Below are 22,629 nucleotides of genomic sequence, written 5' to 3' on the forward strand. Positions count from 1 at the left end.
AGCTGACGGAAGCAGGAAAAGGGCCGAGCATGTTTGACAATCTCCAGGACCGCCTCTCGTCCATCCTCAACGGATTGACCGGCCGCGGCGCGCTGTCGGAGGCCGATGTTTCGGCCGCCCTGCGCGAGGTGCGTCGCGCGCTGCTCGAAGCCGACGTGGCGCTGGAAGTCGTGCGCTCCTTCACCGACCGGGTGCGGGAGAAGGCCGTGGGTGCGGCCGTGCTCAAGGCGATCAAGCCCGGGCAGATGGTGGTCAAGATCGTCCATGACGAACTCGTCGCCATGCTCGGCGAAGAGGGCGTGCCGATCGACCTCAATGCGCCGGCCCCCGTCGTCATCATGATGGTCGGCCTGCAGGGCTCGGGCAAGACCACCACCACCGGCAAGATCGCCCACCGGCTGACGCATCGCGAGAAGCGCAAGGTGCTGATGGCCTCGCTCGACACGCGCCGCCCGGCCGCGCAGGAGCAGCTGCGCCAGCTCGGCGCCCAGACCTCGATCGACACGCTGCCGATCATCGCCGGCCAGTCGCCCACCGATATCGCCGCGCGTGCCGTGCAGGCCGCCCGCCTCGGCGGCCATGATGTGGTGATCCTCGACACCGCCGGCCGCACCCACATCGACGAGCCGCTGATGCTCGAGATGGCCGAGATCAAACGCCGCTCGAATCCGCATGAAATCCTGCTGGTGGCTGACGCGCTGACCGGTCAGGACGCCGTCAATCTCGCCCGCAATTTCGACGAGCGCGTCGGCATCACCGGCCTGGTGCTCACCCGCATGGACGGCGACGGCCGTGGCGGCGCGGCGCTCTCCATGCGCGCCGTGACGGGAAAGCCGATCAAGCTGATCGGCGTTGGCGAAAAGGTCTCCGAGCTTGAGGAATTCCACCCCAAGCGCGTGGCCGACCGCATTCTCGGCATGGGCGACATCGTCTCGCTGGTCGAGCGCGCGGCCGAGACGATCGATGCCGAAAAGGCCAAGGCCATGGCCGAGAAGATGGCCAAGGGCAAGTTCGACCTGAACGACCTGGCCGATCAGCTGCGCCAGATGCAGAAGATGGGCGGCATGGGCGGCATCATGGGCATGATGCCGGGCATGGCCGGCATGAAGGACAAGATCGCCGCCGCCGGCCTCGACGACCGCATGTTCGCCCGCCAGCTCGCCATCATCTCCTCCATGACCAAGGCCGAGCGCGCCAATCCCGACCTGCTCAAGCATTCCCGCAAGAAGCGCATCGCCGCCGGCTCCGGCACCGATGCCGCCGACATCAACAAGCTTCTGAAGATGCACCGCCAGATGGCGGACATGATGAAGATGATGGGCGGCAAGAAGGGTGGCGGCATGATGAAGCAGCTCATGGGCGGCCTGGGCGCCAAGATGGGGCTCGGCGGCGGCATGGGTGGCATGCCCGACCTGTCGCAGATGGACCCCAAGCAGCTGGAAGCCCTGCAGAAGCAGGCCGAGGCCGCAGGGCTCGGCAAGGGCATGCCCGGCGGTCTTCCCGGCCTGCCCGGCAAGCTCCCGGGGCTCGGCGGCGGCAAGCTGCCCGGCCTTGGCGGTCTTCCGGGCCTGCCCGGCTTCCCGAAGAAGAAGTGAGCGGGCGCGCCATGACTGAGACAGCGACGACACAGACAGCCAAGACACAGGCAACGACAACGCAGGCAACCACGACCGAGACCGGCGTGCGCGAGCAACTGGCCAGCTATCGCCAGTCGATCGACAATATCGACGCCGCGCTGGTGCACATGCTGGCCGAGCGCTTCCGCTGCACCAAGGCGGTGGGCGTTCTCAAGGCCCGCCACACATTGCCGCCGGCCGATCCGGCGCGCGAGGAATACCAGATCGCGCGGCTTCGCCGCCTGGCCAAGGACGCCAATCTGGACCCGGATTTCGCCGAGAAGTTCCTGAACTTCATCATCAAGGAAGTCATCCGGCACCACGAAGACATCGCCGCAGACCTCAAGGTCTGACGGCACCCCGATCAGGCCGCTTGAAGCGGCACGCCAGACATCAAAGGAGTTATGACATGGCACTGAAAATTCGTCTCGCCCGCGGCGGTTCCAAGAAGCGTCCCTACTACCAGGTCGTCATCGCCGACGCCCGCAGCCCGCGCGACGGCCGCTTCCTGGAGAAGGTCGGTTCCTGGAACCCGATGCTCGCCAAGGACGATGCCAAGCGCGTCGAGCTGAACAATGAGCGCATCCAGCATTGGCTCGACAACGGCGCCCAGCCGACCGACCGCGTCCTGCGCTTCCTGGCCGAAGCCGGTATCGCCAAGCGCGACGCCCGCAGCAACCCGGAAAAGGGCAAGCCGGGCAAGAAGGCGCTCGAGCGCGCCGCCGAAGCCCGCCAGAAGGCCGAGGCCGCTGCTGCCGCTGCCGCGGAATAAGCAGCCGGGGCTTGCGCCCATTTTTCCCTATCCGCGTCCGCTTCGGCCGGGTATCTATGGGGCCTCCGCATTCCGGTGCGGGGGCCTTTCCTTTCGGGGCGACCGGCCTTTTCAGGCGCGGTGCGCTCAAGCATCATGATGGCATACGGGTATCGAACATGTCGGCTGGCCCAGCGAAATTGAAGAATCCCGTTCTCATGGGAACGGTCGGCGCCGCGCAGGGCTTGCGCGGCGAGGTGCGCGTGAAGAGCTTTTCCGGCGATCCCATGGCGATCGGCGATTATGGCCATCTCCATGCCGAGGACGGGCGCGTCTTCGAGGTTCTGGAGGTGCGCGAGGCCAAGAATGTCGTGATCGTGCGCTTTCGCGGCATCAACGACCGCACCGCGGCCGAGGCGCTGAACGGGCTGAACCTGTTCATCGACCGGGATAACCTGCCCGATGACGATCTCGACGAGGACGAGTTCTTCTATGCCGATCTGGAGGGGCTGGAGGCCTTCGACGCCGAGGGCCGCAGCTATGGCACTGTTACGGGCGTGTTCGATTTCGGCGCAGGCGATCTCCTGGAGCTGAAAGGCCCGGGCAAGCGCCCGGTGCTGATCCCCTTTTCCGAACATGCCGTGCTCGAGATCGACCTGGAGGCCGGGCGTCTTCTCCTCGATCCCGTCGCCGCCGGCCTGGTCGAGGACAAGGACGACGATCCGGCAGCACCCTTCCGGCCGAAGGACGACTGAGACGCCGCCTCGCGCCGTTCAAGATGCCCTGTTGTGGCCCACGCCGGAGGATCAAAGCCGGCGAAGGAAATTCCTATGACCTTTGCAGCCGTCGTTCTCACGCTCTATCCCGAGATGTTTCCGGGCCATCTCGGCCATTCGCTGGCCGGCAAGGCGCTGGCGCGGGGCGACTGGTCGCTCGATGCCGTGCAGATCCGCGATTTCGCCACCGACCGCCATCGCACCGTCGATGACACGCCGGCCGGCGGGGGGGCGGGCATGGTGCTGAAACCGGATGTGCTGGCCCGGGCGATCGACGCGGCGGATGCGGCCCGGCCCGGTCTGCCACGCCTCCTGATGAGCCCGCGCGGCCGGCCATTGACCCAGGCGCGGGTGCGTGATCTGGCGGAAGGGGCGGGCGCGCTGATCGTCTGCGGCCGTTTCGAGGGCGTGGACCAGCGGGTGATCGACCGGCGCGGGCTCGAGGAAGTCTCGATCGGCGACTATATTCTCTCGGGCGGCGAGCCGGCGGCGCTGACCCTGCTCGATGCCGTCGTGCGGCTTTTGCCGGGGGTGATGGGCAATGCCGCCTCGGGCGTGCAGGAAAGCTTCGAGGGCGGCCTGCTCGAACATCCGCACTATACCCGCCCGCAGCTCTTCGAGGGCGAGCCGATCCCCGAGGTGCTGACCTCGGGCAATCACGGCGCCATTCGCGCCTGGCAGCAGGCCGAGGCCCTGTCGCTCACCCGTGCGCGCCGGCCCGATCTGCTGGGCGAGGGCCGCGCGCCGTCGGCCGCCGGTCAGCCCGTGACGAAGTAATAGACCGAGAGGCCGAGGCCGCAGGCGATCACCAGCGCGCGCAGCATGCCCTGGGGCACCCGCCGGGCCAGCCAGACGCCGGCATAGCCGCCGAGCGCGCAGCCGGGCACCATCACCGCCGCCTGGGGCCAGGCCACCACATCGCCGCTGGCAAAGACGACAATGGCGACGGCGGCGATGACCATGGCGAGCATGTTCTTCAGGGCATTGGCGCGGTGATAGCCGCCGCCCACAGTGAGCGTCATCACGGCCAGCATCATGATGCCCATGCCGGCGCCGAAGAAGCCGCCATAGATCGCGGTAACGAATTGCAGCACCAGCCCGACCAGCCCCAGCGGCGCGCCCTCCGCCCGTGCCTTTGGCCGCAGCAGCGGCCCGAAGGCGAAGACGGCGGTCGCGGCGATCAGCAGCCAGGGCACCAGGGCGCGGAAGGACGGATTGGAGAGCGACAGCAGGATCAAGGCGCCGATCAGGCTGCCGACCGTCGAGAGAAGCCCGAGCAGCAGCACTAGCCGCCGGTCCTGCCACAGTTCGCGCCGATAGGCATGGGCGGAGGTGACATAGCCGGGAAACTGGACGATGGAGGAGGTGGCATTGGCGACGATCGGCGGCAGCCCGGCCAGCGTCATCGCGCCGAAGGTCAGGAACGTGCCGCCGCCGGCGATCGCATTGACCGCCCCGGAGAGGAAGCCCGCGATGAAGAGGGACAGCATGGTCAGGATCGTCATCGGTCTCTCGGAATGAACATTGCGAGCAAGGCCTGTCAGGTCAAAGCCGGAGCGCCGGACAGGCTTCAGTTCTTTGGTTCACACAGTCCGGCAGCAAAGCCGCTGATGCGCTCCATGCCCTAACCGTCCGGGCGGACAAATCATAGAGTGCCTGTCAAAAAGAGCGGCCCAGCCATTGTGGTAGCGGCGGAGGCTGTCTGAAAGGCCGCAAGGTGCGCAGGGCGTGACAGTGAGGCAAGGGACATGAAGGATCACCAAACCGATTTCCGCATGCGGGCGGCACTGCCGCAGGACCACGCGCTGCTGCGGGCGCTGCTCGATGCCCATCTGGACGAGCTCTCCGGCTTCGCGCCCGTGGATCGCGCCTATCCCTGGTTCGATCTCTATTTCAGCGAACAGGACCGCTGGGCCTGGCTTGCCGAGGCGGATGGTGCGGTGGCGGGCTTCGCCCTGGTCAACCGCCACGCCGCCTCCGGCCTTCCCGCCGAACGGGTCATGGCGGAATTTTTCGTCACGCCCGGCTTCCGCCGGCAGGGAAGGGGGCGCCGCTTTGCCGGAAGCGTCTTTGCGGCTGCGCCGGGGCAATGGGAGCTTTCCGTGCTCAGCGCCAATGCGCCCGGCCTTGCCTTCTGGTTGTCGGTCTGCGGCGCCTATCCTGCGTTCCAGCGGATCGACGCGGGAGAGGAGACGATCCTGCGCTTTGTCGTGGCCTCGCCTTCCTCTGCTATTTGAGCCGTTGTCGTGTGCCGCTCCGCCGGGCTTTTGCGCCAGGCGGGTACCGATAGGGGGTGACAAGACCATGACAATGGTGTATTCGCGCGGCCGGTACGGGAGTTTCCCGGCAACCGGAAATCAAAGAACGATGTATCTCGCTCCACGTGCTCTGCCGGTAACGGACAGGGCGCGACGCACCGGCGGCAGGTCCCATGGCGGCGGCGGGCGCTCTGATCGTTTCAGAAGAATGTGAGAAGGTTAGCACGATGAACATCATTCAGCAGCTCGAGGCCGAACAGGCCGCCAAGATCGAAGCCAAGCGCACCCTGCCGGAATTCTCCCCGGGCGACACGGTTCGCGTCAACGTCCGCGTGACGGAAGGTACCCGCACCCGCGTGCAGGCCTATGAAGGCGTTTGCATCGCCCGCTCCGGCGGCGGCATCAACGAGAGCTTCACGGTTCGCAAGATCTCCTACGGCGAAGGCGTCGAGCGCGTCTTCCCGGTCTACTCGCCGCTCGTCGAAGGCGTCGAAGTGGTTCGCCGCGGTAAGGTCCGCCGCGCCAAGCTCTATTACCTGCGCGACCGTCGCGGCAAGTCCGCTCGTATCGTCGAGAACACCGGCACCCGCGCTCGCAAGCTCAACGAAGGCGTCCGCCAGCTGGCTTCCGACGAGAAGGCCCGCATCGAAGCCGAGAAGGTCGCCGCTGCACAGGCTCTGGCTGCCGAAAAGCCCCAGGAATAAGACGGACATCTGCTGCGGTCTGCCGCAGTAGGTTGTCATGTGTTTCGAACCGCTCGCAAGGTCGCTTGCGAGCGGTTTTTTGTTGCCTTCTGCATGAGCGTATCGGACCGAAAACCGGGAACGGGTTTTCGGAGAAATCCGATGGGGAAACAAAATCCTGGAGCATCGGACTGGGCATGATTTTCAGTCCGATGCTCCAGCACGGTCAGGCAGCAAAAAGCCCGCCGCGGCCGGGGCCGGGCGGGCTTGCTGAGCGGGTATGGCGCGGCGCTGTCGCGCGATCAGGCGGCGCGGGCCGTGCGGTAGGTCTGGCTCGGCGCGGTCTCGATCTTGACATGGGCGATCGAGCGCATGAGTTCCCCGGCTTCCGACACCAGATTGTGGCTCGCGGCCGTGGTTTCCTCCACCATGGCGGCGTTCTGCTGGGTGACCTGGTCGATCTGGCTGATGGTCGAGCTGATCTCGCCGAGCGCGGTGGATTGCTCGCGCGAGGAGGAGGCGATGTTCTCGATCAGAGACGAAATGTCGCGGATCTGGCCGGCGATTTCGCCCAGCACGTGGCCGGTGCGGTCCACGAGATCAACGCCGCCCTTGACCTGGCTCGCTGAGGTTGAGATCAGCGTCTTGATTTCCTTGGCGGCCTTGGCCGAGCGCTGGGCCAGTTCCCGCACCTCCTGGGCGACGACGGCAAAGCCGCGGCCGGCTTCGCCCGCACGCGCGGCCTCGACCCCGGCATTGAGCGCCAGCAGGTTGGTCTGGAAGGCAATCTCGTCGATCACGCCGATGATCTGGCCGATCTGGTCGGAGGACCCTGCGATCTGCGCCATTGCGGCAATGGCGTCCTGAACCACGGTTCCGGAGGTTTCGGTCGCCTGACGGGCCTGGGTGGTCAGGCTGGAGACGCGGCCGGCATTCTGCGCCGTGTTGCTGACGGCCTGGGTGATTTCCTCGATGGCCGCGGCGGCCTGCTCGACGGAGGCCGCCTGCTGCTCGGTACGGCGGGAGAGATCGTCGCAGGCATGGGTGATCTGGTTGCTGGTATCGACGATCGTACCGGCCGTGCTGTTGACACCGGCAATCACGCCGCCGAGAAGGGCCGCTGTCCGGTTGAAGTTCTCCTTCAGGCTGCTCGCCTTTTCCGGCACTTGATCGATGCGATGGCCGAAATCGCCCGAGGCCAGCGCAGTCAGGCCGGCCTGCAGAGCGGAGAAGATCAGCTTGTCGGCCTCGCTGTTGGCGCGCTGGCTTTCTTCCAGCACCACCTGATCGTGAATATACATCAGCGAACCGCAGGCCAGCACCGTCCTGCCATCGGGCAGGGTGCGACAGCCGCCGGTCGCGCGGAACCAGCGATACTGTCCGTCCTTGCACTTCAGGCGATAACGGACATCATAGCCGGTTTTTCCGCTTTTGTCCGTCACGGAGGCGCCGAAGGCGGCAAAGGTCCCAGCGACATCGTCAGGATGAAGCCGGTCCGACCACGACTGGACGACATCGGGAAAATCGCTCAGTCCGGAAAAGCCCATGATCCGCCGCATTTCGTTGGACCAGGTCCACTGGCTCTTGGCATGCATCGCATCGCCCTCATGCAGCAGCGCTTCCCAGAGGCCGATGCCGGCGGCGTCGCTCAGCAATTGAAAACGTTGCTTCTGGGATGCAAGCTCTTCTTGTGCTGCCGTCTCTGCATTGGATGCACGAAAGCCGAAAATTGACATGGGGGCTAATTTCCTATGAGGTCTGCCGGCCATTTATAGGGGCAAGTTTTTAAAAATTCGGAAAGTCTATTCCGGCACTGTCCTCGCCGCATTGCATCAAGGACGTCGCGTATCTTTTAAAACCTGGAATAGTATTTGCGCGGACCCATTGCTATCTTTGCTCATGTTCGATCGAACCGACGACAGAGGATAGTGCCAGGCACAAGACCGATATTGCCGGAAAGCGCGGAATTTGATAGGAGGCGCGGCCATGGAGTCCAAATTCGGATGTCGCGCCCAGAATGTCGTCGTGCTGCAGGACCATAAGCGTCTGCCGGCACGCTTCTTTGCGCGCGTGGCCGGCGCGCTGACCGCACGACTTGGCTGATCCAGTCGGCCGTCGCAGGATCGACGGCCGAGAGGGCGACGCGTGCCGTCGCCTGTCGTGACCCTTTCCCTTGCTTCAAGCCGATGGATGACCGCCATGAGCGCACCCCGCACCCTTTACGACAAGATCTGGGACGACCACGTCGTCAGCCGCCAGGAAGACGGCACCTGTCTTCTCTATATCGACCGTCACCTGGTTCATGAGGTGACGAGCCCGCAGGCCTTCGAGGGCCTGCGCATGGCCGGCCGCAAGGTCCGTCATCCCGAGAAGACGCTGGCCGTCGTCGACCACAATGTGCCGACCTCGCCCGACCGCAAGGAAGGCATCAAGAACGAGGAAAGCCGCATCCAGGTGGAAGCGCTGGCCCGCAACGCCGCCGACTTCGGTGTGGAATATTATTCGGAAAGCGATGTGCGCCAGGGCATCGTCCACATCGTTGGCCCCGAGCAGGGCTTCACCCTGCCGGGCATGACGATCGTGTGCGGCGACAGCCACACCTCGACGCATGGCGCCTTCGGCGCGCTGGCGCATGGCATCGGCACCTCCGAGGTCGAGCATGTGCTGGCCACGCAGACGCTGATCCAGAAGAAGGCGAAGAACATGCTGGTGCGCGTGGACGGCCAGCTGCCGCCGGGCGTCACCGCCAAGGACATCATCCTCGCCATCATCGGCGAGATCGGCACTGCCGGCGGCACCGGCTATGTCATCGAATATGCGGGCGAGGCCATTCGCGCGCTGTCGATGGAAGGCCGCATGACGATCTGCAACATGTCGATCGAAGGCGGCGCCCGCGCCGGCCTGATCGCCCCTGACGAGACGACCTTCGCCTATGTCAAGGACAAGCCGCGCGCGCCGAAGGGCACGGCCTGGGACATGGCGGTCGATTACTGGAAGACGCTCGCCAGCGACGAGGGCGCCCATTACGACCGCGTCGTCGTGCTCGATGCCGCGGCCCTGCCGCCGATCGTCTCCTGGGGCTCCTCGCCGGAAGACGTGGTCTCTGTCCAGGGCGTGGTGCCCAATCCCGACGACATCCAGGACGAGGTCAAGCGGGCCTCCAAGTGGCGGGCGCTCGACTATATGGGCCTGAAGCCGGGCACGAAGATCACCGACATCGCCATCGATCGCGTCTTCATCGGTTCCTGCACCAATGGCCGCATCGAAGACCTGCGTGAAGTGGCCAAGGTGGTCGAAGGCAAGACGGTGGCGTCCACCGTGTCGGCCATGATCGTTCCGGGCTCGGGGCTGGTGAAGGAACAGGCCGAGGCCGAAGGGCTCGACGTGATCTTCAAGGCCGCCGGCTTCGACTGGCGCGAGCCGGGTTGCTCCATGTGCCTGGCGATGAACGACGACCGGCTGAAGCCGGGCGAGCGCTGCGCCTCCACCTCGAACCGCAACTTCGAAGGCCGTCAGGGCTTCAAGGGCCGCACCCATCTGGTTTCCCCGGCCATGGCGGCAGCCGCGGCCATCCAGGGCCATTTTGTCGATATTCGCGATTTCGGCTGATCGCGCGCCCCGCAGCCCCATCTCGATCCGGCCCCGCACGCATGCGTGCGGGGCCGTTTGCTTTCATCGGACCCGCCTCCGTCTACTTGAACGGATAACGCTCTCCGCGTGCATTGATCAGGGTGAAGCTCTTGCCGTCGCCGGTCACGATGCGGTCACAGCGCTTGCCGCCATTGTCGAAGGTGACGCAGACCTGCCCCTGCAGGATCTTGTAGGTGCCGGGGTTGCCGCCCTTATAGGTGTAGCGGCCGTTCGGCATATAGCGCATGGCGCCGCTGACGGTGTGTCCCACGGCGATCTTTTCGATTTCCGCCTTCGTTGCCGGGCGCTCGGATGTGGCCGCCATAGCCGTGCCCGTCATCAGCGCCGTGGCGATCAACGCCTTGATCATGCTCTTCATTTTTCTCTCTCCTGTAAAGCTCTGCCCTGGGCTTTCAGCTGTTCCGCCCCTCGGAGCGGACAAATCCAAGCAGGCTTCAAATCCGTGGTCCTCCCCCGAATGGGGGAGGAAGCCGTCAAAAAATCCGGATGGTCGTCCCCCGCCGAATGAAGCCCAGCAGCCGGCGCATATCGCCCGGCTTCAGCGCGATACAGCCCTCGGTTGGGGCGTAGCCCGGGCGGATCAGGTGCAGGAAAATGGCCGAGCCGCGATTGCGGCGGCGTTCGGTGATGTTCCAGTCGAGCACGAGGCAGATGTCGTAGAGACCATCGACACGCATCATTTCCTCATGGCTCGGCCCGAACGGCGCGCGCACCGGCCGGTTATAGGCGGCGTGTGCAGGCGCATCGCACCAGAGCAGGCCCTTGGCGATCGGCGTCAGCGGCAGGCGACTTGGGGGCGGGGCGATGCGGTCGCGCCGCACGAAGCCGGCAAGCACAGGCAGCGAGCCGATCGGCGTGGCGCCGTCGCCTTCGCGCTTGCGCGCGGAGCGGCCGCTGCGGCCGATGGCGGCCGGCACGGTGACCGGGCCGAAGCGCAGATGGCCGCGCGTTGCCGAGCCCGGCGCCTTGCGCAGGGTGACCACGCCCTGCTTCTGCCTCTGTCCACCGGTGCTCTTGTACTTGCGCATGTTCCGCCCCATGTCTCTTCAATCGCGTCTTGTCACGAGCTTGTGCTTTGAAGCAAAATTGATGGGACGTCATAAGCCGATTTGCCCTGTGACGGCAAAGCTGCCGACAGGCCGGCGGGAGCCTCAGCAAAGCCATGGCCTATCAGCCGGCAAAGCTTGAGCTTGCGCAAGACATTGCACCGATCATCCCGCGCCGAAGCCGGAGCTTCAGCCTGATGATGTTCTTGAAAGGAGACAGACGCCGGATGGCAACCCGTACCATTCTTCTCGTGGATGATGATGACGACCTGCGCCAGACCCTGGTCGAGCAGCTTTCGCTCTATGAGGAATTCACCATTCTGCAGGAGCCGACGGCGACGAAGGGCATCCAAGCGGCGCGCAGCGAAACCGTTGCGCTTCTGATCATGGATGTTGGGCTGCCTGACATGGACGGGCGAGAGGCGGTCAAGCTTCTGCGCAAGGGTGGGTTCAAGCCGCCGATCATCATGCTGACGGGTCATGATACCGATTCGGACACGATCCTCGGCCTGGAAGCCGGTGCCAATGATTATGTCACCAAGCCGTTCCGCTTCGCCGTGCTTCTGGCCCGCATCCGCGCGCAGCTGCGCCAGCATGAGCAGAGCGAGGATGCGACCTTCATCGTCGGCCCCTATACGTTCAAGCCGGGGCAGAAGCTGCTGACGCTGGAAAACGGCCAGAAGATTCGCCTGACGGAGAAGGAGGCGGCGATCATCCGCTATCTCTACCGGGCCGAGCAGAAGGTGGTCACGCGCGACGTTCTGCTGGAAGAGGTCTGGGGCTATAATTCCGGCGTGACGACCCATACGCTGGAAACCCATGTCTATCGCCTGCGTCAGAAGATCGAGCGCGATCCGTCCAATGCCGAGATCCTGGTGACGGAAAACGGCGGCTACAAGATCGTTCCCTGAGAAGATCGACTCTGCCAGCATCGGCTTCGGCAATAAGGTCCCGCAAGAAAGGCGGGATCTGCTTGCCTTTGCGCCCGGCGGATGCCAAGAGCGAAAGAGGCGGTGGCCGGTTGCACGCGATGCGCCGGGCTTTTCGCCCTTGACCGGCGGGGGTGAAAGCCCCTTGCCTTGGCGGCAAGCAGGGGCGGCGCCATGAGCCTGAACGACGATATCACTCTTCTTTCCTCGGTGCCCTTGTTCGCCGAGATCGACCGCGAGAAGCTGCGGCTGATCGCCTTTGGCGCGGAGCGCCGCCGGGTTTCCGCGGGCCAGGAGCTGTTTCGCGAGGGGGCGCCGGCCGATTGCGCCTATGCCGTTTCTCACGGGCGCTTCCGCCTGACACAGCTTGACGCGGAAGGACGCCTGCGGCTGGTGGGCATGGCGGAGCGCGGGGCGCTGCTGTCCGAACTGGCGATGATCTCGCTCGTCGCACGCAAGCTGACGGCGACGGCGGATGAGGACAGCGAGGTCATGCGCATTCCCCGGGCGCTGTTCCACCGCATGCTGGAGGAATATCCCGATGTCGCGCTCATGGTGGAGGCACGGCTGCGCGGCAGCCTGCAGGGGATGATCGCCGAGGCTGCCGAACTCGCGCCGCGCTTTTCGTAAGCTTCGAGGCGCTGGCCCGTTCGCTTGAACCTCCGGCACGCGGAAGGGAATTTTCGCGCCGTCCCCCAAGCCCACTTGTAAGAGCATGCGGTGCGTGGATAGGTTCCGCCCGCAGATCCAACATGCGAGGAGCGGCTGATGAAGACGATCGAGGACGGCGAGATTTTTGGCCATATGCCGACGGGCGAGGCGGTGCATCGCTATCGCATTGCCGGCGGCGGGTTGACGGCCAATGTGCTCACCCTCGGCTCGGTGATCCAGGACCTTCGTCTCGATGACCACGCCGCGCCGCTGATGCTCGGTTTCGAGGATCTCGACTCTTATGTCACCTCGTCGCCTTATTTCGGCGCGACGCCAGGGCGCAATGCCAACCGCATCGGCGAGGGCCGTTTCTCCATCGATGGCGAGAGCTACCAGCTCGAGCTCAATGAAAAGGGCGTGACCCACCTCCATGGCGGCAAGGACAACATTGCCCGCCGGGTTTGGACGCTGGTCGACAAGGGCGAGGATTTCATCATCCTCTCGATCGTCGATCCCGAGGGACGCGCCGGCTATCCCGGCAATTGCACGGTGACGGCCACCTACCGGCTCGCCGCCGAAGGCATCCTCTCGGTGCGCTACGAGGCGACCACCGACCATGCGACCATCGCCAATCTCTGCCAGCACGCCTATTTCAACCTCGACGGCGGCACGGATGCGCTCGACCACGAGATCATGATCGCGGCCGACAGCTACCTGCCGACCGACGAGCGCCAGGTGCCGACGGGTGAAATCCGCCCGGTGGAGGGAACCGTCTTCGACCTGAGGGCGATGACCTCGATGCGCCGGCAGGTCGAAGGCGAGAAGGTCGCCTATGACCATAATTTCTGCCTGTCGTCCGCCCGCGTCGAAAAGCGCCCCGTTGCCTTCGTCCGCAGCCCGGCCTCCGGCGTCTCGCTGGAGGTGCGCACCACCGAGCCGGGCGTGCAGTTCTACTCGGGCTTCAAGCTGAACGTGGCCGTGCCGGGCCTCGAAGGCCGCTCTTACGGCCCCTTTGCCGGCTTCTGCCTCGAAACCCAGATCTGGCCCGATGCCGTCAATCACGAGGGCTTCCCGGAAGCCATCCTGCGGCCAGACGGAATGCTGGTGCAGGAAACGGACTACGTCTTTACGAAGACGAAGGGCTGATCAGGGGGCGAGGTTGCAATGGCCCGCCACCTCAGCTCGCGCTTCGGTGTTCCGTGGGAAGCGGGCCGTTATACTGGGCTCGCGGGCGGATAAGCCTGCCCGTGCCTGCCTGTTCCAGCGCATGGGCGAGCCAGCCCACGGTGCGGCCGATGGCGAAGAGCGCCAAGGCAGTCCCCATCGGCAGGCCGAGTTCTCTGCGCAGCGCCACCAAGGCGAAATCGATATCCGGCAGCCGGCCGGATGTCTCTTCCATGGCAGCGATCAGGTCGCGGCTCACCTTCGTTAATGGCAGGTGGTCGAGGATCGCCCGTGCGCGCGGATCGCCCTGGGGATAGAGCGGATGGCCGAAGCCGGGCACGCCATCACCGCGCCGCAGCCGCTCCTCGATCACGCTTTGCGCATCGCCCCGCGCTTCCATCTCCGAAAACAACAGTTCGACAAGACTGGTCGTGCCGCCATGCAGCGGCCCGCTCAGGGCCGACAGTCCGGCATTGAGGCAAGCGCCGAGCGAGGCGCCGGTCGAGGCAACCACGCGCACGGCGAAGGCCGAGGCGTTCAGTTCATGATCAGCCAGGAGCACCAGGGTGCGGCGCACGAGATCCGCGCCCCGCGCATCGAGCTGCCACGCCGCGGCAAGATGCCTATGAACCGGCTGGTCTCCCGGCTGGCTGCGGCTGGCGGTGGCGGTGATGGCGCGCAGGAGCGCGGCAGCGCCGATCCAGAGCTTTTTCGGATCGCGCTGCCACGCGATGGCACGCCCTGCGGCGAAGAGGGGAAGCAGCGCCTGCAGCCGCTCGATCAGCGGCAGGTCGTCAAATGCAGGCGGCACCGACGCCAGGGGCGCCGGCAGGGCGGCGGGATCGGCGAAGGGGTCCTTCATCCCGCAATCCCACAGCAGGCACGCGACCTCCTCCAATGTCGCCGCGTCGGAAAGAAGGGCTGCATCCTGGCCGCGATAGAACAGCCTGTTGCCATCGATCAGCGTGATGGCCGATGTCAGCACCGGCAGGCCCCAGTCGAGCGTGGCCTGGGCCGCCGCCTTTGGCCGGCGGCCGACGGATTTGCGTTTGCACAGGGCGTCCACGTCATGGGCGCTGTATTGCCGGCGGCGCGGGTCTGCCTCGGCATCGCTCGCCTGGATCAGCCCGCGGCTGACATAGGCATAGAGCGTCGCCTTGCTGACGCCAAGGCGTTGAGCCGCAGTTTCCGCATCGAGGAAGAGAGCCGGTTTTGCCATTGCGCATCTTGATGCGTGTATTGATCGGATGAATCAAGATTGACCATATCAAGTCAATCAGGATGCTGGACGAACGTCAACCCCGGAGGATCGTCCATGACCATTGTCCCCTCATCACCTGTTTCCCCCGCTGCCGGTGCTCCCTCAGGCCTCGATCAGGTCGTTGCCGCCGAAACCTTGCTCAGCCATGTCGACGGCGCCGCCGGCCGGTTGATCCTGCGTGGTCATGACCTGGCCAATCTTGCCGACTGGCGGTTCGAAGCCGTCCTGTCGCTTCTCTGGGCCGATCTGGTGCCGGATGCGGGCGATACTGACGCCGTTACCAAGATGCTCGCCGCGGCCCGGCCTGTCGCCTTCGCCCTGCTGCCGGCGCTGTTGCCCGCCACTGACGGGCTGTCGGAGGTCGAGGCGCTGCGCCTGCTTCTGGCCGCTCTACCGGATCGGGCCGATCTGCCGCATCATGGCCTGGCGGTCGCCGCCACGCCGGTCTTTGCCGCCGCGATCGCCCGCCGGCGGCGGGGGCTGGCGCCTGTCGCACCGGCGCCGCATCTGGGTCTCGCCGCCGATTTCCTGCGCATGCTGCATGGGGAGGAGGCGACGCCCGAAAAGGTGCGCGGGCTGGAGACCTATCTGGTCACAGTGGCCGATCACGGGCTCAATGCTTCGACCTTCGCCACACGGGTGATCGCGTCCACCAAGGCCGGACTGTTCTCCGCCGTTCTGGGCGGTCTCTGCGCGTTGAAGGGGCCGCTGCATGGTGGCGCGCCGGGGCCGGTTCTCGACATGCTCGATGCGATCGACGGAGAGGCGGCCATCATGCCCTGGCTCACCGCCGCGCTGGACCGGGGCGAGCGGCTGATGGGCTTCGGTCACCGGATCTATCGGGTGCGCGATCCGCGTGCCGATGTGCTCAAGCGTGCCGTGTCGAGCTTGAGCGCCCAGGACGGTCGCATCCGCTTCGCCCAGTCCGTCGAGCGCCAGGCGCTGGCGCTGCTGGCAGCGCGCAAGCCCGAGCGGGCGCTGCAGACCAATGTCGAATTCTACACCGCGCTGCTTCTGGAGGCGCTGGGCTTCTCACGCGAAAGCTTCACCAATGTCTTCGCCGCCGGGCGGATGGCGGGATGGACGGCGCATGTACTGGAGCAGGAAAAGACCGGCCGCCTGATCCGGCCGCAATCGCTCTATGTCGGCCCCTGGCCCGAGGGTGTCGCTGCATGAGGACCTGACAGAGCGAAAGGCGGCCGATGCTTCTGCCGGCTGCCCTTCGTTCAAAATCCGGCATAAGGCCGGGCATGAGCGTTGCCATCGCATGCGACGACGCGGCCCGCTGACATGCGGGTTCAGCTGAACGCAATCTACTTGGAAGAATTAGGGAATTTGGAGCGGGTGAGGCGATTCGAACGCCCGACCCCAACCTTGGCAAGGTTGTGCTCTACCCCTGAGCTACACCCGCTCATCGCTCGTGACCTGGGGTATAGGGCCACGGTGTGCCGAAGCACGAAACAATCACACCGGCTTTCGCCTGAGACTTCCCTCGCTGCGGCAACCGCAGTCTTCAAGAAGATTTGGAGCGGGTGAGGCGATTCGAACGCCCGACCCCAACCTTGGCAAGGTTGTGCTCTACCCCTGAGCTACACCCGCTCATCGCTCGTGACCTGGGGTATAGGGCCACGGTGTGCCGAAGCACGAAACAATCACACCGGCTTTCGCCTGAGACTTCCCTCGCTGCGGCAACCGCAGTCTTCAAGAAGATTTGGAGCGGGTGAGGCGATTCGAACGCCCGACCCCAACCTTGGCAAGGTTGTGCTCTACCCCTGAGCTACACCCGCTCATCGCTCGTGACCTGGGGTATAGGGCCACGGTGTGCCGAAGCACGAAACAATCACACCGGCTTTCGCCTGAGACTTCCCTCGCTGCGGCAACCGCAGTCTTCAAGAAGATTTGGAGCGGGTGAGGCGATTCGAACGCCCGACCCCAACCTTGGCAAGGTTGTGCTCTACCCCTGAGCTACACCCGCTCATCATCCGCCGGTCTGGGGTAGTTCGACCGCGGCGCCGTCCGCTCTCGCGGCGACGGGGGCTATATGGACCAAGGCCTTTTGGAATGCAACGGGAAAATTCGCGGGCCCGGAAATTTTTCGCCGGGTATGACGCAGGGCGATTGTTCAGGCCGCGCGAGGCCCTGCCAATCCTGACTTCTGCCGCGTGGCGCATGATGCGATCGTCCAGCGGCAGGCAAGGGCGCAGGTCGGGCGGCGCAAATCGAGCGGCAGAGGGCGTGTGGCCGATTGCGTCGGGCCGAGCGCTCGGCTAGCTCGGAGGGATTGCGCGAGACAGAGCGCGAGACAAGGCGCGAGACAGGGACGGATGCGGTCCGCCGCTTCAGTCCAGGCCCTGTCTGCCGCCTCGATCCAGGAGATGATGATGACGGATGACACGACCGCTGCGGGCCCGGCCGGGCTGGTTTCCGAGACGCCTGCGACCCAAAAGCCTGCGACCGGGACCCCGGCGCCCAAGACGCCCGACGAGCTCTTCGCCTTCCTCGACGGTCTGGGCATCGCCCACAAGACGCTGCGCCATCCCGCCGTTTTCACCGTGGCCGAATCGGTGGCGCTGCGCGATGCGATCCCCGGTGGGCACACCAAGAACCTGTTCCTGAAGGACAAGAAGGACAATTACTTCCTGCTGACGGTGGAGGAGAACGCCACGGTCGACCTGAAGACGGTGCACACGCTGGTCGGCGGCGCCAGCAAGTTTTCCTTCGGCAAGCCCGAGGCGCTGATGGCGCTGCTCGGCGTCATTCCCGGTTCGGTCACCGCCTTCGGCGTGATCAACGATGTTGAGAAGCGGGTGACGCTGGTGCTCGATGCCGATCTCATGGCCGAGGAGATCGTCAACTGCCATCCGCTCACCAATGAGGCGACCACTTCGATCGCCTCGGCCGATCTCCTGCGCTTTGCCGAAGCCACGGGCCATAGGCCGCTTGTCTTGAAAGTGACGGCCTGACATACGATCTTGCGGAGACTGTCCGGCGATCCCAAGCGGACGACGTCTTGAAACAGCGAGAAATGGCATCCGCCGGACCGAGCGGAGGGCCGAAGGAGTGGCGATGAGCGGCAGCAACAATCCCTATGGCGGATCTTTCGGCACGCAGATGACGGCTTCCGCCAGCTACGGCGCGGCCAAGCCGGCCGCTGCCGCGCCCTCCGGCCCCTCTTCGTCAGGCGCCGGCACTTCAGGGGCTGGCGAGCTGATCAAGGACACGACCACGGCAGGCTTTGCCCGCGACGTCATGGAGGCCTCGCGCCATCAGCCGGTGCTGGTGGATTTCTGGGCGCCCTGGTGCGGGCCCTGCAAGCAGCTGACCCCCGTCATCGAGAAGGTGGTGCGCGAGGCTGGCGGCCGGGTGCGGCTGGTCAAGATGAACATCGACGAGCATCCCTCGATTGCCGGCCAGCTCGGCATTCAGTCGATCCCGGCCGTCATCGCCTTTTCGGGCGGGCGGCCCGTCGATGGGTTCATGGGCGCCCTGCCGGAAAGCCAGGTGCGCGAGTTCATCGACCGGATCGCTGGTCCCGCCATCGATGCCGGTGCCGAGGAAATCGCCGCCGTGCTGGCCGAGGCCAAGGTGCTGGCCGAAGAAGGTGCGCATGAGGAGGCCGCAGGCCTCTACAGCGCCGTGCTGCAGGCAGAGCCGGAAAATGCCGAGGCGCTGGCCGGCCTCGCCCAGGTGATGATCGCCGCCGGCGCGCCGGAGCAGGCGCGTGCGCTGCTCGACGACCTGCCTGAGGCGGTCAAGGCCGAGGCCGGGCTCGTGGCCGTTGCCAAGAAGCTCGGCCAGATCGAGGAGGCGCGCAAGCTGGGCGATCCCAATGCGCTCGAGCGCGCACTCACGGAAAACCCCGAGGATCACGAAGCGCGGCTGAAGCTCGCCAAGATCCGCAATGTCGAGGGCGACCGCACGGCTGCGGCCGAGCATCTGCTGACGATCATGCGCAAGGATCGCAGCTTCGGCGAGGACGCCGCCCGGCGTGAGCTTTTGCAGTTCTTCGAGGTCTGGGGCCCGACCGATCCCGCCACCATTGCCGCCCGGCGCCGCCTGTCTGCCCTGCTTTTCTCCTGAGGTCGAAAGCGTCCGCCAGACTTCGTTATGGCGATGCTTCTCATGGTACGTCAGCCGACGAAGAACCCTCTCTTGAGATTTGGCCGGGGCGCACCATTTTGTGAGGAACGGCGCCGTCGGGCGGCAGCGCGCTGAAATGCGCCTGCGTCCCCGGTTCGCTGTCCCACGGTTTACAACGCGCTCTCGGCCAAAAGGGTCCGGCACGCGTCGTGACGTGTCGCCACAGGCGCGCAAAGCGTATTGCTCCGGAAACGGGCAGGCGCAACGCCCGCGCCACAGCACAGGATAGGCACAGAATGCAGGTCGGAAACGCCCGTTATCTCAAGCCGCAGGATCTGCCGGAGGTTTTGCCGGTGTTTCCGCTGTCGGGTGTTCTGCTTCTTCCCGGCGCCCAGCTTCCGCTGAATATTTTCGAGCCGCGCTATCTCGCCATGTTCGACGATGCGCTGGCCGGCAAGCGGTTGATCGGCATGGTCCAGCCCTCGCTGACGGAGCATCGCGAGGAGATCGTCAACGGTCCGCAGCCGCCGCTCTGCCAGGTCGGCTGCGTCGGCCGCATCACCTCCTTCGCCGAGATGGAGGATGGGCGCTATATCGTGTCGCTCACCGGTATCTGCCGCTTCCGCCTGCTTCAGGAGGCGTCGATCACCAAGGGCTATCGCAATTTCCACATCGCGCCTTTCGCCGCCGATCTCGATACGCCGGAGGAGGAGGCCCAGGTGGACCGGGCCGCCCTTCTCTCCGCCTTCAAGGCCTATCTCGACGCCAACAAGCTGGAAGCGGACTGGGAAAGCGTGGAGCGCGCCGGGAACACCATGCTGGTCAATTCCATGGCGATGATGCTGCCTTTCGGGCCGCCGGAAAAGCAGGCGCTTTTGGAAGCCGAGGACCTCAAGACCCGCGCCGACACGCTGATCGCGATCACCGAGATCGTGCTCGCCCGAAATTTCGGCGATATCGAAACCATCCTGCAATAGGCGGTTCCCCATGGAAGACCGCATGCGCCGCGTCGATCCGAAGCTGCTGGAGCTTCTCGTCTGCCCGCTGACCAAGGGGCGGCTCAGCTATCATGCGGAGACAGACGAACTGGTCTCCGAAAAAGCGCGTCTCGCCTATCCCATCCGGGATGGCATTCCGATCATGCTGATCTCCGAGGCGCGCAAGATCGAGATGTGAGGAGGCTGGCCGACCTCGCTCACATCTGTAAATATAGCCTACTATAGGATTTTTCCGAAGAGGATCCAGGCGCCAAGCCGGACCGCCCGTTTGATGTGCGGGCAGTCCCTGTCGAAAGACAGTCTGCTGTCAAAATCAGATCGGCCTTCCCGCCAGAAGGCGCGGATCGCTGGGGCTGGCCTCGCCCGCGGCCTGGGAGATGAAGAAACGCTTGAGCGGCGACAGGCGATCGACGAGGCCGAGGCCGAAATCGCGCAGCGCGCGCACCGGCGTCACATCGTTGGAGAACAGCCGGTTGAGAACATCCGTGGTCACGCCCATGCGGAACGTATCGAAGCGGCGCCAGATCTGGTAGCGCTCGAGCACGGAGAGCGAGCCGATATCGAGACCCAGTCGGTCGGCCTCGACGATGGTTTCGGCCAGCGCCGCCACATCCTTGAAGCCGAGATTGAGGCCCTGGCCGGAGATCGGGTGAATGCCATGGGCGGCATCGCCCGCCAGCGCGAAGCGCGGGGCAACGAAGGCGCGCGCCAGCGTCAGACCCAGCGGAAAGGCCCGCCGCGGGCCCACCACCTTCAGCGCGCCCAGGCGGCGGCCGAAGCGGCGCTCCAGCTGATCCTCGAAGATCAGGTCGTCGCTTTCGATCAGCCTGGCCGCGTCCTCCGTGCGCTCCGTCCAGACCAGCGAGGAGCGGTTGCCCTTCAGCGGCAGGGTGGCGAATGGGCCGGCCGGCAGGAAGTGCTCATGTGCCGTGCCGTCATGCGGGCGCTCATGCTCTACCGTGGTGACGATGCCCGACTGGCCGTAATCGAAGACTACGGTGTTGATGCCGGCCGATTGGCGCAGCCGCGAGCGCACGCCGTCGCAGGCCACCAGCAAGCGGGCGGGCAGGGTGCTTCCATCGGCCAGTGAGAGCACCACCTGATGGTCGCCGCTGCGGAAGCTTTCGGCCACGGCCGATTGCTGGATCGGAATGCCGAGCGCCTGCGCGCGGGCGCGCAGCGCGCCGACCATCGCCACATTGTCGACCATATGGGCGAAGGGCTTGCCGTCGCTGCCATCGCCCTCGAAGGTGAGGAAAACCGGGCGGACGGGATCGCCGGTCTTGCTGTCGGTGATGATCATGCGCCGGATCGGCTCGGCCTCGGCCGCGATCTCCTGCCAGACGCCCAGCACATCCAGCATGCTGGCCGCAGCGGATGCGATGGCCGAGGCCCGCCCGTCGCGCTTCCAGGCGCCGTCCGGCGCGCCATCGACCACGCGCACCGCCAGATGCGGCGCCGCCATCTTGACGGCAACAGCCAGCGACAGGCCGACATAGCCGCCGCCGGCGATCAGCACGTCGTCGACCGTCTGCTCGGTGCAGGCGCTCGGGCCCGTCTCTGGGGTCGCGTCGGTCATGGCTGTCGCCTCCTCGGTCTCTTGATGGTCTCATGGCACGGCGCGCCTGCGTCGTACATTTCGTCCGTCGGATCAAGCCGCCGCGGGCTGCGGGCCCGCTCTCCGGCCCCGGCCGAAGCTTGAGCTTTTCGTTTCGGACTATATAGATCAGCCGCACGCATCTTCCTACCACCTCGCGGAGACTGTCCATGCCCAACCCGCCCGACGCCGCCCCGCAACCGGAAAGGCCGGAGCCGATGGCCGTGCTGCTGCGCACGCTGGACCTGGAAAAACTCGAGGAAAACCTGTTTCGCGGCCGATCGCCGCAGGTGGGATGGCAGCGGGTCTTCGGCGGGCAGGTGATCGGCCAGGCGCTGGTGGCCGCCCAGCGTACGGTTTCCGCCGAGCGCTTCGTCCATTCGCTGCATGCCTACTTCCTGCGCCCCGGCGATCCCGCGGTGCCGATCATCTACGATGTCGAGCGCATCCGCGACGGTGGCAGCTTCTCGACCCGCCGGGTGGTCGCCATCCAGCATGGCGCGGCGATCTTCACGCTCTCGGCCTCGTTTCAGGGCGATGAGGACGGCTTCGACCACCAGATTCCCATGGGCGATTTTCCTGCGCCGGAAAGCCTGCTCGGCGAGGCCGAGCTGCAGGCGCGCTTCCTCGAACATGCGCCGCCGGCGATCCGCCGCTACTGGCAGCAGCCGCGACCGATCGAAATCCGTCCGCTTTCGTTCAAGCACTATCTCTCGGCAGAGAAGCTGGAGCCGGCACAGACGGTCTGGGTCAAGACGGTGGGCGCCGTGCCGCAGGATCGGGCGGTGCAGGCGGCCGTGCTTGCCTATCTCTCCGACATGACGCTCCTGGATACGTCCCTGCACGCCCATGGCACGACGATCTTCGATCCGGCCCTGCAGGCGGCGAGCCTCGACCACGCCATGTGGTTTCACCGTCCCTCGGCCCTGGACGACTGGCTGCTCTACACCCAGGACAGCCCGAGCGCCTCGGGCGCGCGCGGCATGAACCGGGGCGCTCTCTATGACCGCTCCGGGCGGCTGATCGCCTCGGTTGCCCAGGAGGGATTGATTCGCAAAAAGGCAATTGCGTAAATTCAGGGCAATTTTCTAAAATTGCCTATTTTTTACTCTGGTTTTCCGGCCTCATCGGGCGAAATTCTGGCCATTTTCTGATCAATTGCGGCGAA

23 protein-coding genes and 4 tRNA genes are annotated in these 22,629 nt (G+C 65.4%); 17 read left to right on the forward strand and 10 right to left on the reverse strand.

Features of this window, described 5'->3' with window-relative positions:
• Positions 1–29 precede the first annotated feature (29 nt).
• The 5 genes from ffh (at position 30) to trmD (ending at position 3,920) form a co-directional block, all read left to right on the forward strand.
• Positions 30–1,595, forward strand: coding sequence for a signal recognition particle protein (ffh, locus tag BJF92_RS07765; RefSeq protein ID WP_075634178.1), 1,566 nt, complete (start codon positions 30–32; stop codon positions 1,593–1,595).
• Positions 1,596–1,606: 11 nt separating this feature from the next.
• The gene (locus tag BJF92_RS07770; RefSeq protein WP_245294692.1) at positions 1,607–1,969 is read left to right on the forward strand and encodes a chorismate mutase; all 363 of its coding nucleotides are present in this window, start codon (positions 1,607–1,609) and stop codon (positions 1,967–1,969) included.
• A 56-nt stretch (positions 1,970–2,025) separates the two neighbouring features.
• Positions 2,026–2,388, forward strand: coding sequence for a 30S ribosomal protein S16 (gene rpsP, locus BJF92_RS07775; RefSeq protein ID WP_075634179.1), 363 nt, complete (start codon positions 2,026–2,028; stop codon positions 2,386–2,388).
• Between the two features lie 158 nt (positions 2,389–2,546).
• On the forward strand, positions 2,547–3,122 hold the full coding sequence (gene rimM / locus BJF92_RS07780; protein ID WP_075634180.1) for a ribosome maturation factor RimM: 576 nt from the start codon (positions 2,547–2,549) through the stop codon (positions 3,120–3,122).
• A gap of 75 nt (positions 3,123–3,197) precedes the next feature.
• Positions 3,198–3,920 carry a tRNA (guanosine(37)-N1)-methyltransferase TrmD gene (trmD, locus tag BJF92_RS07785; RefSeq protein ID WP_075634181.1) on the forward strand — a complete coding sequence of 241 codons (723 nt, stop codon included), beginning with the start codon at positions 3,198–3,200 and terminating at the stop codon, positions 3,918–3,920.
• Here trmD and BJF92_RS07790 read toward each other — a convergent pair.
• The gene (locus tag BJF92_RS07790) at positions 3,902–4,648 is read right to left on the reverse strand and encodes a sulfite exporter TauE/SafE family protein (protein ID WP_075634182.1); all 747 of its coding nucleotides are present in this window, start codon (positions 4,646–4,648) and stop codon (positions 3,902–3,904) included. The genes trmD and BJF92_RS07790 overlap by 19 nt on opposite strands.
• A 243-nt stretch (positions 4,649–4,891) precedes the next feature.
• Here BJF92_RS07790 and BJF92_RS07795 point away from each other — a divergent pair, with 243 nt between their 5' ends.
• Both BJF92_RS07795 and rplS read left to right on the forward strand, forming a co-directional pair.
• Entirely contained in the window at positions 4,892–5,380 is a 489-nt protein-coding gene (locus BJF92_RS07795) for a GNAT family N-acetyltransferase (protein ID WP_075634183.1), read from the forward strand.
• Between the two features lie 248 nt (positions 5,381–5,628).
• Positions 5,629–6,105, forward strand: coding sequence for a 50S ribosomal protein L19 (rplS, locus tag BJF92_RS07800; RefSeq protein ID WP_075634184.1), 477 nt, complete (start codon positions 5,629–5,631; stop codon positions 6,103–6,105).
• A 281-nt stretch (positions 6,106–6,386) separates the two neighbouring features.
• Here rplS and BJF92_RS07805 read toward each other — a convergent pair whose 3' ends face one another.
• Positions 6,387–7,739, reverse strand: a complete 1,353-nt coding sequence (locus BJF92_RS07805) for a methyl-accepting chemotaxis protein (RefSeq protein ID WP_075634185.1) — start codon at positions 7,737–7,739, stop codon at positions 6,387–6,389.
• Positions 7,740–8,283: 544 nt separating this feature from the next.
• On the opposite strand from BJF92_RS07805, the gene leuC reads away from it, so the two are divergent.
• On the forward strand, positions 8,284–9,693 hold the full coding sequence (leuC, locus tag BJF92_RS07810; protein ID WP_075634186.1) for a 3-isopropylmalate dehydratase large subunit: 1,410 nt from the start codon (positions 8,284–8,286) through the stop codon (positions 9,691–9,693).
• Between the two features lie 82 nt (positions 9,694–9,775).
• On the opposite strand, the gene BJF92_RS07815 is transcribed toward leuC, so the two are convergent.
• The gene (locus tag BJF92_RS07815; RefSeq protein ID WP_075634187.1) at positions 9,776–10,093 is read right to left on the reverse strand and encodes a hypothetical protein; all 318 of its coding nucleotides are present in this window, start codon (positions 10,091–10,093) and stop codon (positions 9,776–9,778) included.
• A gap of 115 nt (positions 10,094–10,208) precedes the next feature.
• Positions 10,209–10,775 carry a L,D-transpeptidase family protein gene (locus BJF92_RS07820; protein WP_245294693.1) on the reverse strand — a complete coding sequence of 189 codons (567 nt, stop codon included), beginning with the start codon at positions 10,773–10,775 and terminating at the stop codon, positions 10,209–10,211.
• Between the two features lie 233 nt (positions 10,776–11,008).
• Here BJF92_RS07820 and BJF92_RS07825 point away from each other — a divergent pair, with 233 nt between their 5' ends.
• From BJF92_RS07825 to BJF92_RS07835, 3 genes are all read left to right on the forward strand, one after another.
• On the forward strand, positions 11,009–11,692 hold the full coding sequence (locus BJF92_RS07825) for a response regulator transcription factor (protein WP_075634310.1): 684 nt from the start codon (positions 11,009–11,011) through the stop codon (positions 11,690–11,692).
• A gap of 192 nt (positions 11,693–11,884) precedes the next feature.
• Entirely contained in the window at positions 11,885–12,340 is a 456-nt protein-coding gene (locus BJF92_RS07830) for a cyclic nucleotide-binding domain-containing protein (protein ID WP_075634189.1), read from the forward strand.
• A gap of 138 nt (positions 12,341–12,478) precedes the next feature.
• A complete protein-coding gene (locus BJF92_RS07835) occupies positions 12,479–13,507 on the forward strand; it encodes an aldose epimerase family protein (RefSeq protein ID WP_075634190.1) in 1,029 nt (342 codons plus the stop codon).
• A 31-nt stretch (positions 13,508–13,538) separates the two neighbouring features.
• Here the strand turns inward: BJF92_RS07835 and BJF92_RS07840 are convergent, their stop codons facing one another.
• Complete coding sequence (locus BJF92_RS07840; RefSeq protein WP_075634191.1) at positions 13,539–14,744, reverse strand: citrate synthase family protein; 1,206 nt, start codon at positions 14,742–14,744, stop codon at positions 13,539–13,541.
• Between the two features lie 96 nt (positions 14,745–14,840).
• Between BJF92_RS07840 and BJF92_RS07845 the strand changes: the two genes are divergently transcribed.
• Entirely contained in the window at positions 14,841–15,962 is a 1,122-nt protein-coding gene (locus BJF92_RS07845) for a citrate synthase/methylcitrate synthase (RefSeq protein WP_075634192.1), read from the forward strand.
• A 160-nt stretch (positions 15,963–16,122) separates the two neighbouring features.
• Here BJF92_RS07845 and BJF92_RS07850 read toward each other — a convergent pair.
• The 4 genes from BJF92_RS07850 to BJF92_RS07865 all read right to left on the reverse strand — a co-directional run bounded on the left by BJF92_RS07850 (position 16,123) and on the right by BJF92_RS07865 (position 16,761).
• A tRNA-Gly gene (locus BJF92_RS07850) sits at positions 16,123–16,197 on the reverse strand.
• Positions 16,198–16,310: 113 nt separating this feature from the next.
• Positions 16,311–16,385: transfer RNA gene (locus BJF92_RS07855), tRNA-Gly, on the reverse strand.
• Positions 16,386–16,498: 113 nt separating this feature from the next.
• Positions 16,499–16,573: transfer RNA gene (locus BJF92_RS07860), tRNA-Gly, on the reverse strand.
• A gap of 113 nt (positions 16,574–16,686) precedes the next feature.
• Positions 16,687–16,761, reverse strand: a tRNA-Gly gene (locus BJF92_RS07865).
• A 406-nt stretch (positions 16,762–17,167) separates the two neighbouring features.
• Between BJF92_RS07865 and BJF92_RS07870 the strand changes: the two genes are divergently transcribed.
• The 4 genes from BJF92_RS07870 to BJF92_RS07885 all read left to right on the forward strand — a co-directional run bounded on the left by BJF92_RS07870 (position 17,168) and on the right by BJF92_RS07885 (position 20,042).
• Positions 17,168–17,749: a prolyl-tRNA synthetase associated domain-containing protein gene (locus BJF92_RS07870; protein WP_078057929.1), complete on the forward strand. Its 582-nt coding sequence runs from the start codon at positions 17,168–17,170 to the stop codon at positions 17,747–17,749.
• A 103-nt stretch (positions 17,750–17,852) separates the two neighbouring features.
• The gene (gene trxA, locus BJF92_RS07875) at positions 17,853–18,866 is read left to right on the forward strand and encodes a thioredoxin (protein WP_075634193.1); all 1,014 of its coding nucleotides are present in this window, start codon (positions 17,853–17,855) and stop codon (positions 18,864–18,866) included.
• 296 nt (positions 18,867–19,162) lie between these two features.
• Positions 19,163–19,843 carry an LON peptidase substrate-binding domain-containing protein gene (locus BJF92_RS07880; RefSeq protein ID WP_075634194.1) on the forward strand — a complete coding sequence of 227 codons (681 nt, stop codon included), beginning with the start codon at positions 19,163–19,165 and terminating at the stop codon, positions 19,841–19,843.
• 10 nt (positions 19,844–19,853) lie between these two features.
• Positions 19,854–20,042, forward strand: a complete 189-nt coding sequence (locus BJF92_RS07885) for a Trm112 family protein (protein ID WP_075634195.1) — start codon at positions 19,854–19,856, stop codon at positions 20,040–20,042.
• 135 nt (positions 20,043–20,177) lie between these two features.
• Here the strand turns inward: BJF92_RS07885 and BJF92_RS07890 are convergent, their stop codons facing one another.
• Complete coding sequence (locus BJF92_RS07890) at positions 20,178–21,443, reverse strand: ubiquinone biosynthesis hydroxylase (RefSeq protein WP_075634196.1); 1,266 nt, start codon at positions 21,441–21,443, stop codon at positions 20,178–20,180.
• A 188-nt stretch (positions 21,444–21,631) separates the two neighbouring features.
• Between BJF92_RS07890 and tesB the strand changes: the two genes are divergently transcribed.
• Positions 21,632–22,534: an acyl-CoA thioesterase II gene (gene tesB, locus BJF92_RS07895; protein ID WP_075634197.1), complete on the forward strand. Its 903-nt coding sequence runs from the start codon at positions 21,632–21,634 to the stop codon at positions 22,532–22,534.
• The last annotated feature ends 95 nt before the right edge of the window (positions 22,535–22,629 follow it).

The organism is Xaviernesmea rhizosphaerae, assembly GCF_001938945.1.
Classification (GTDB): Bacteria; Pseudomonadota; Alphaproteobacteria; order Rhizobiales; family Rhizobiaceae; genus Xaviernesmea; species Xaviernesmea rhizosphaerae.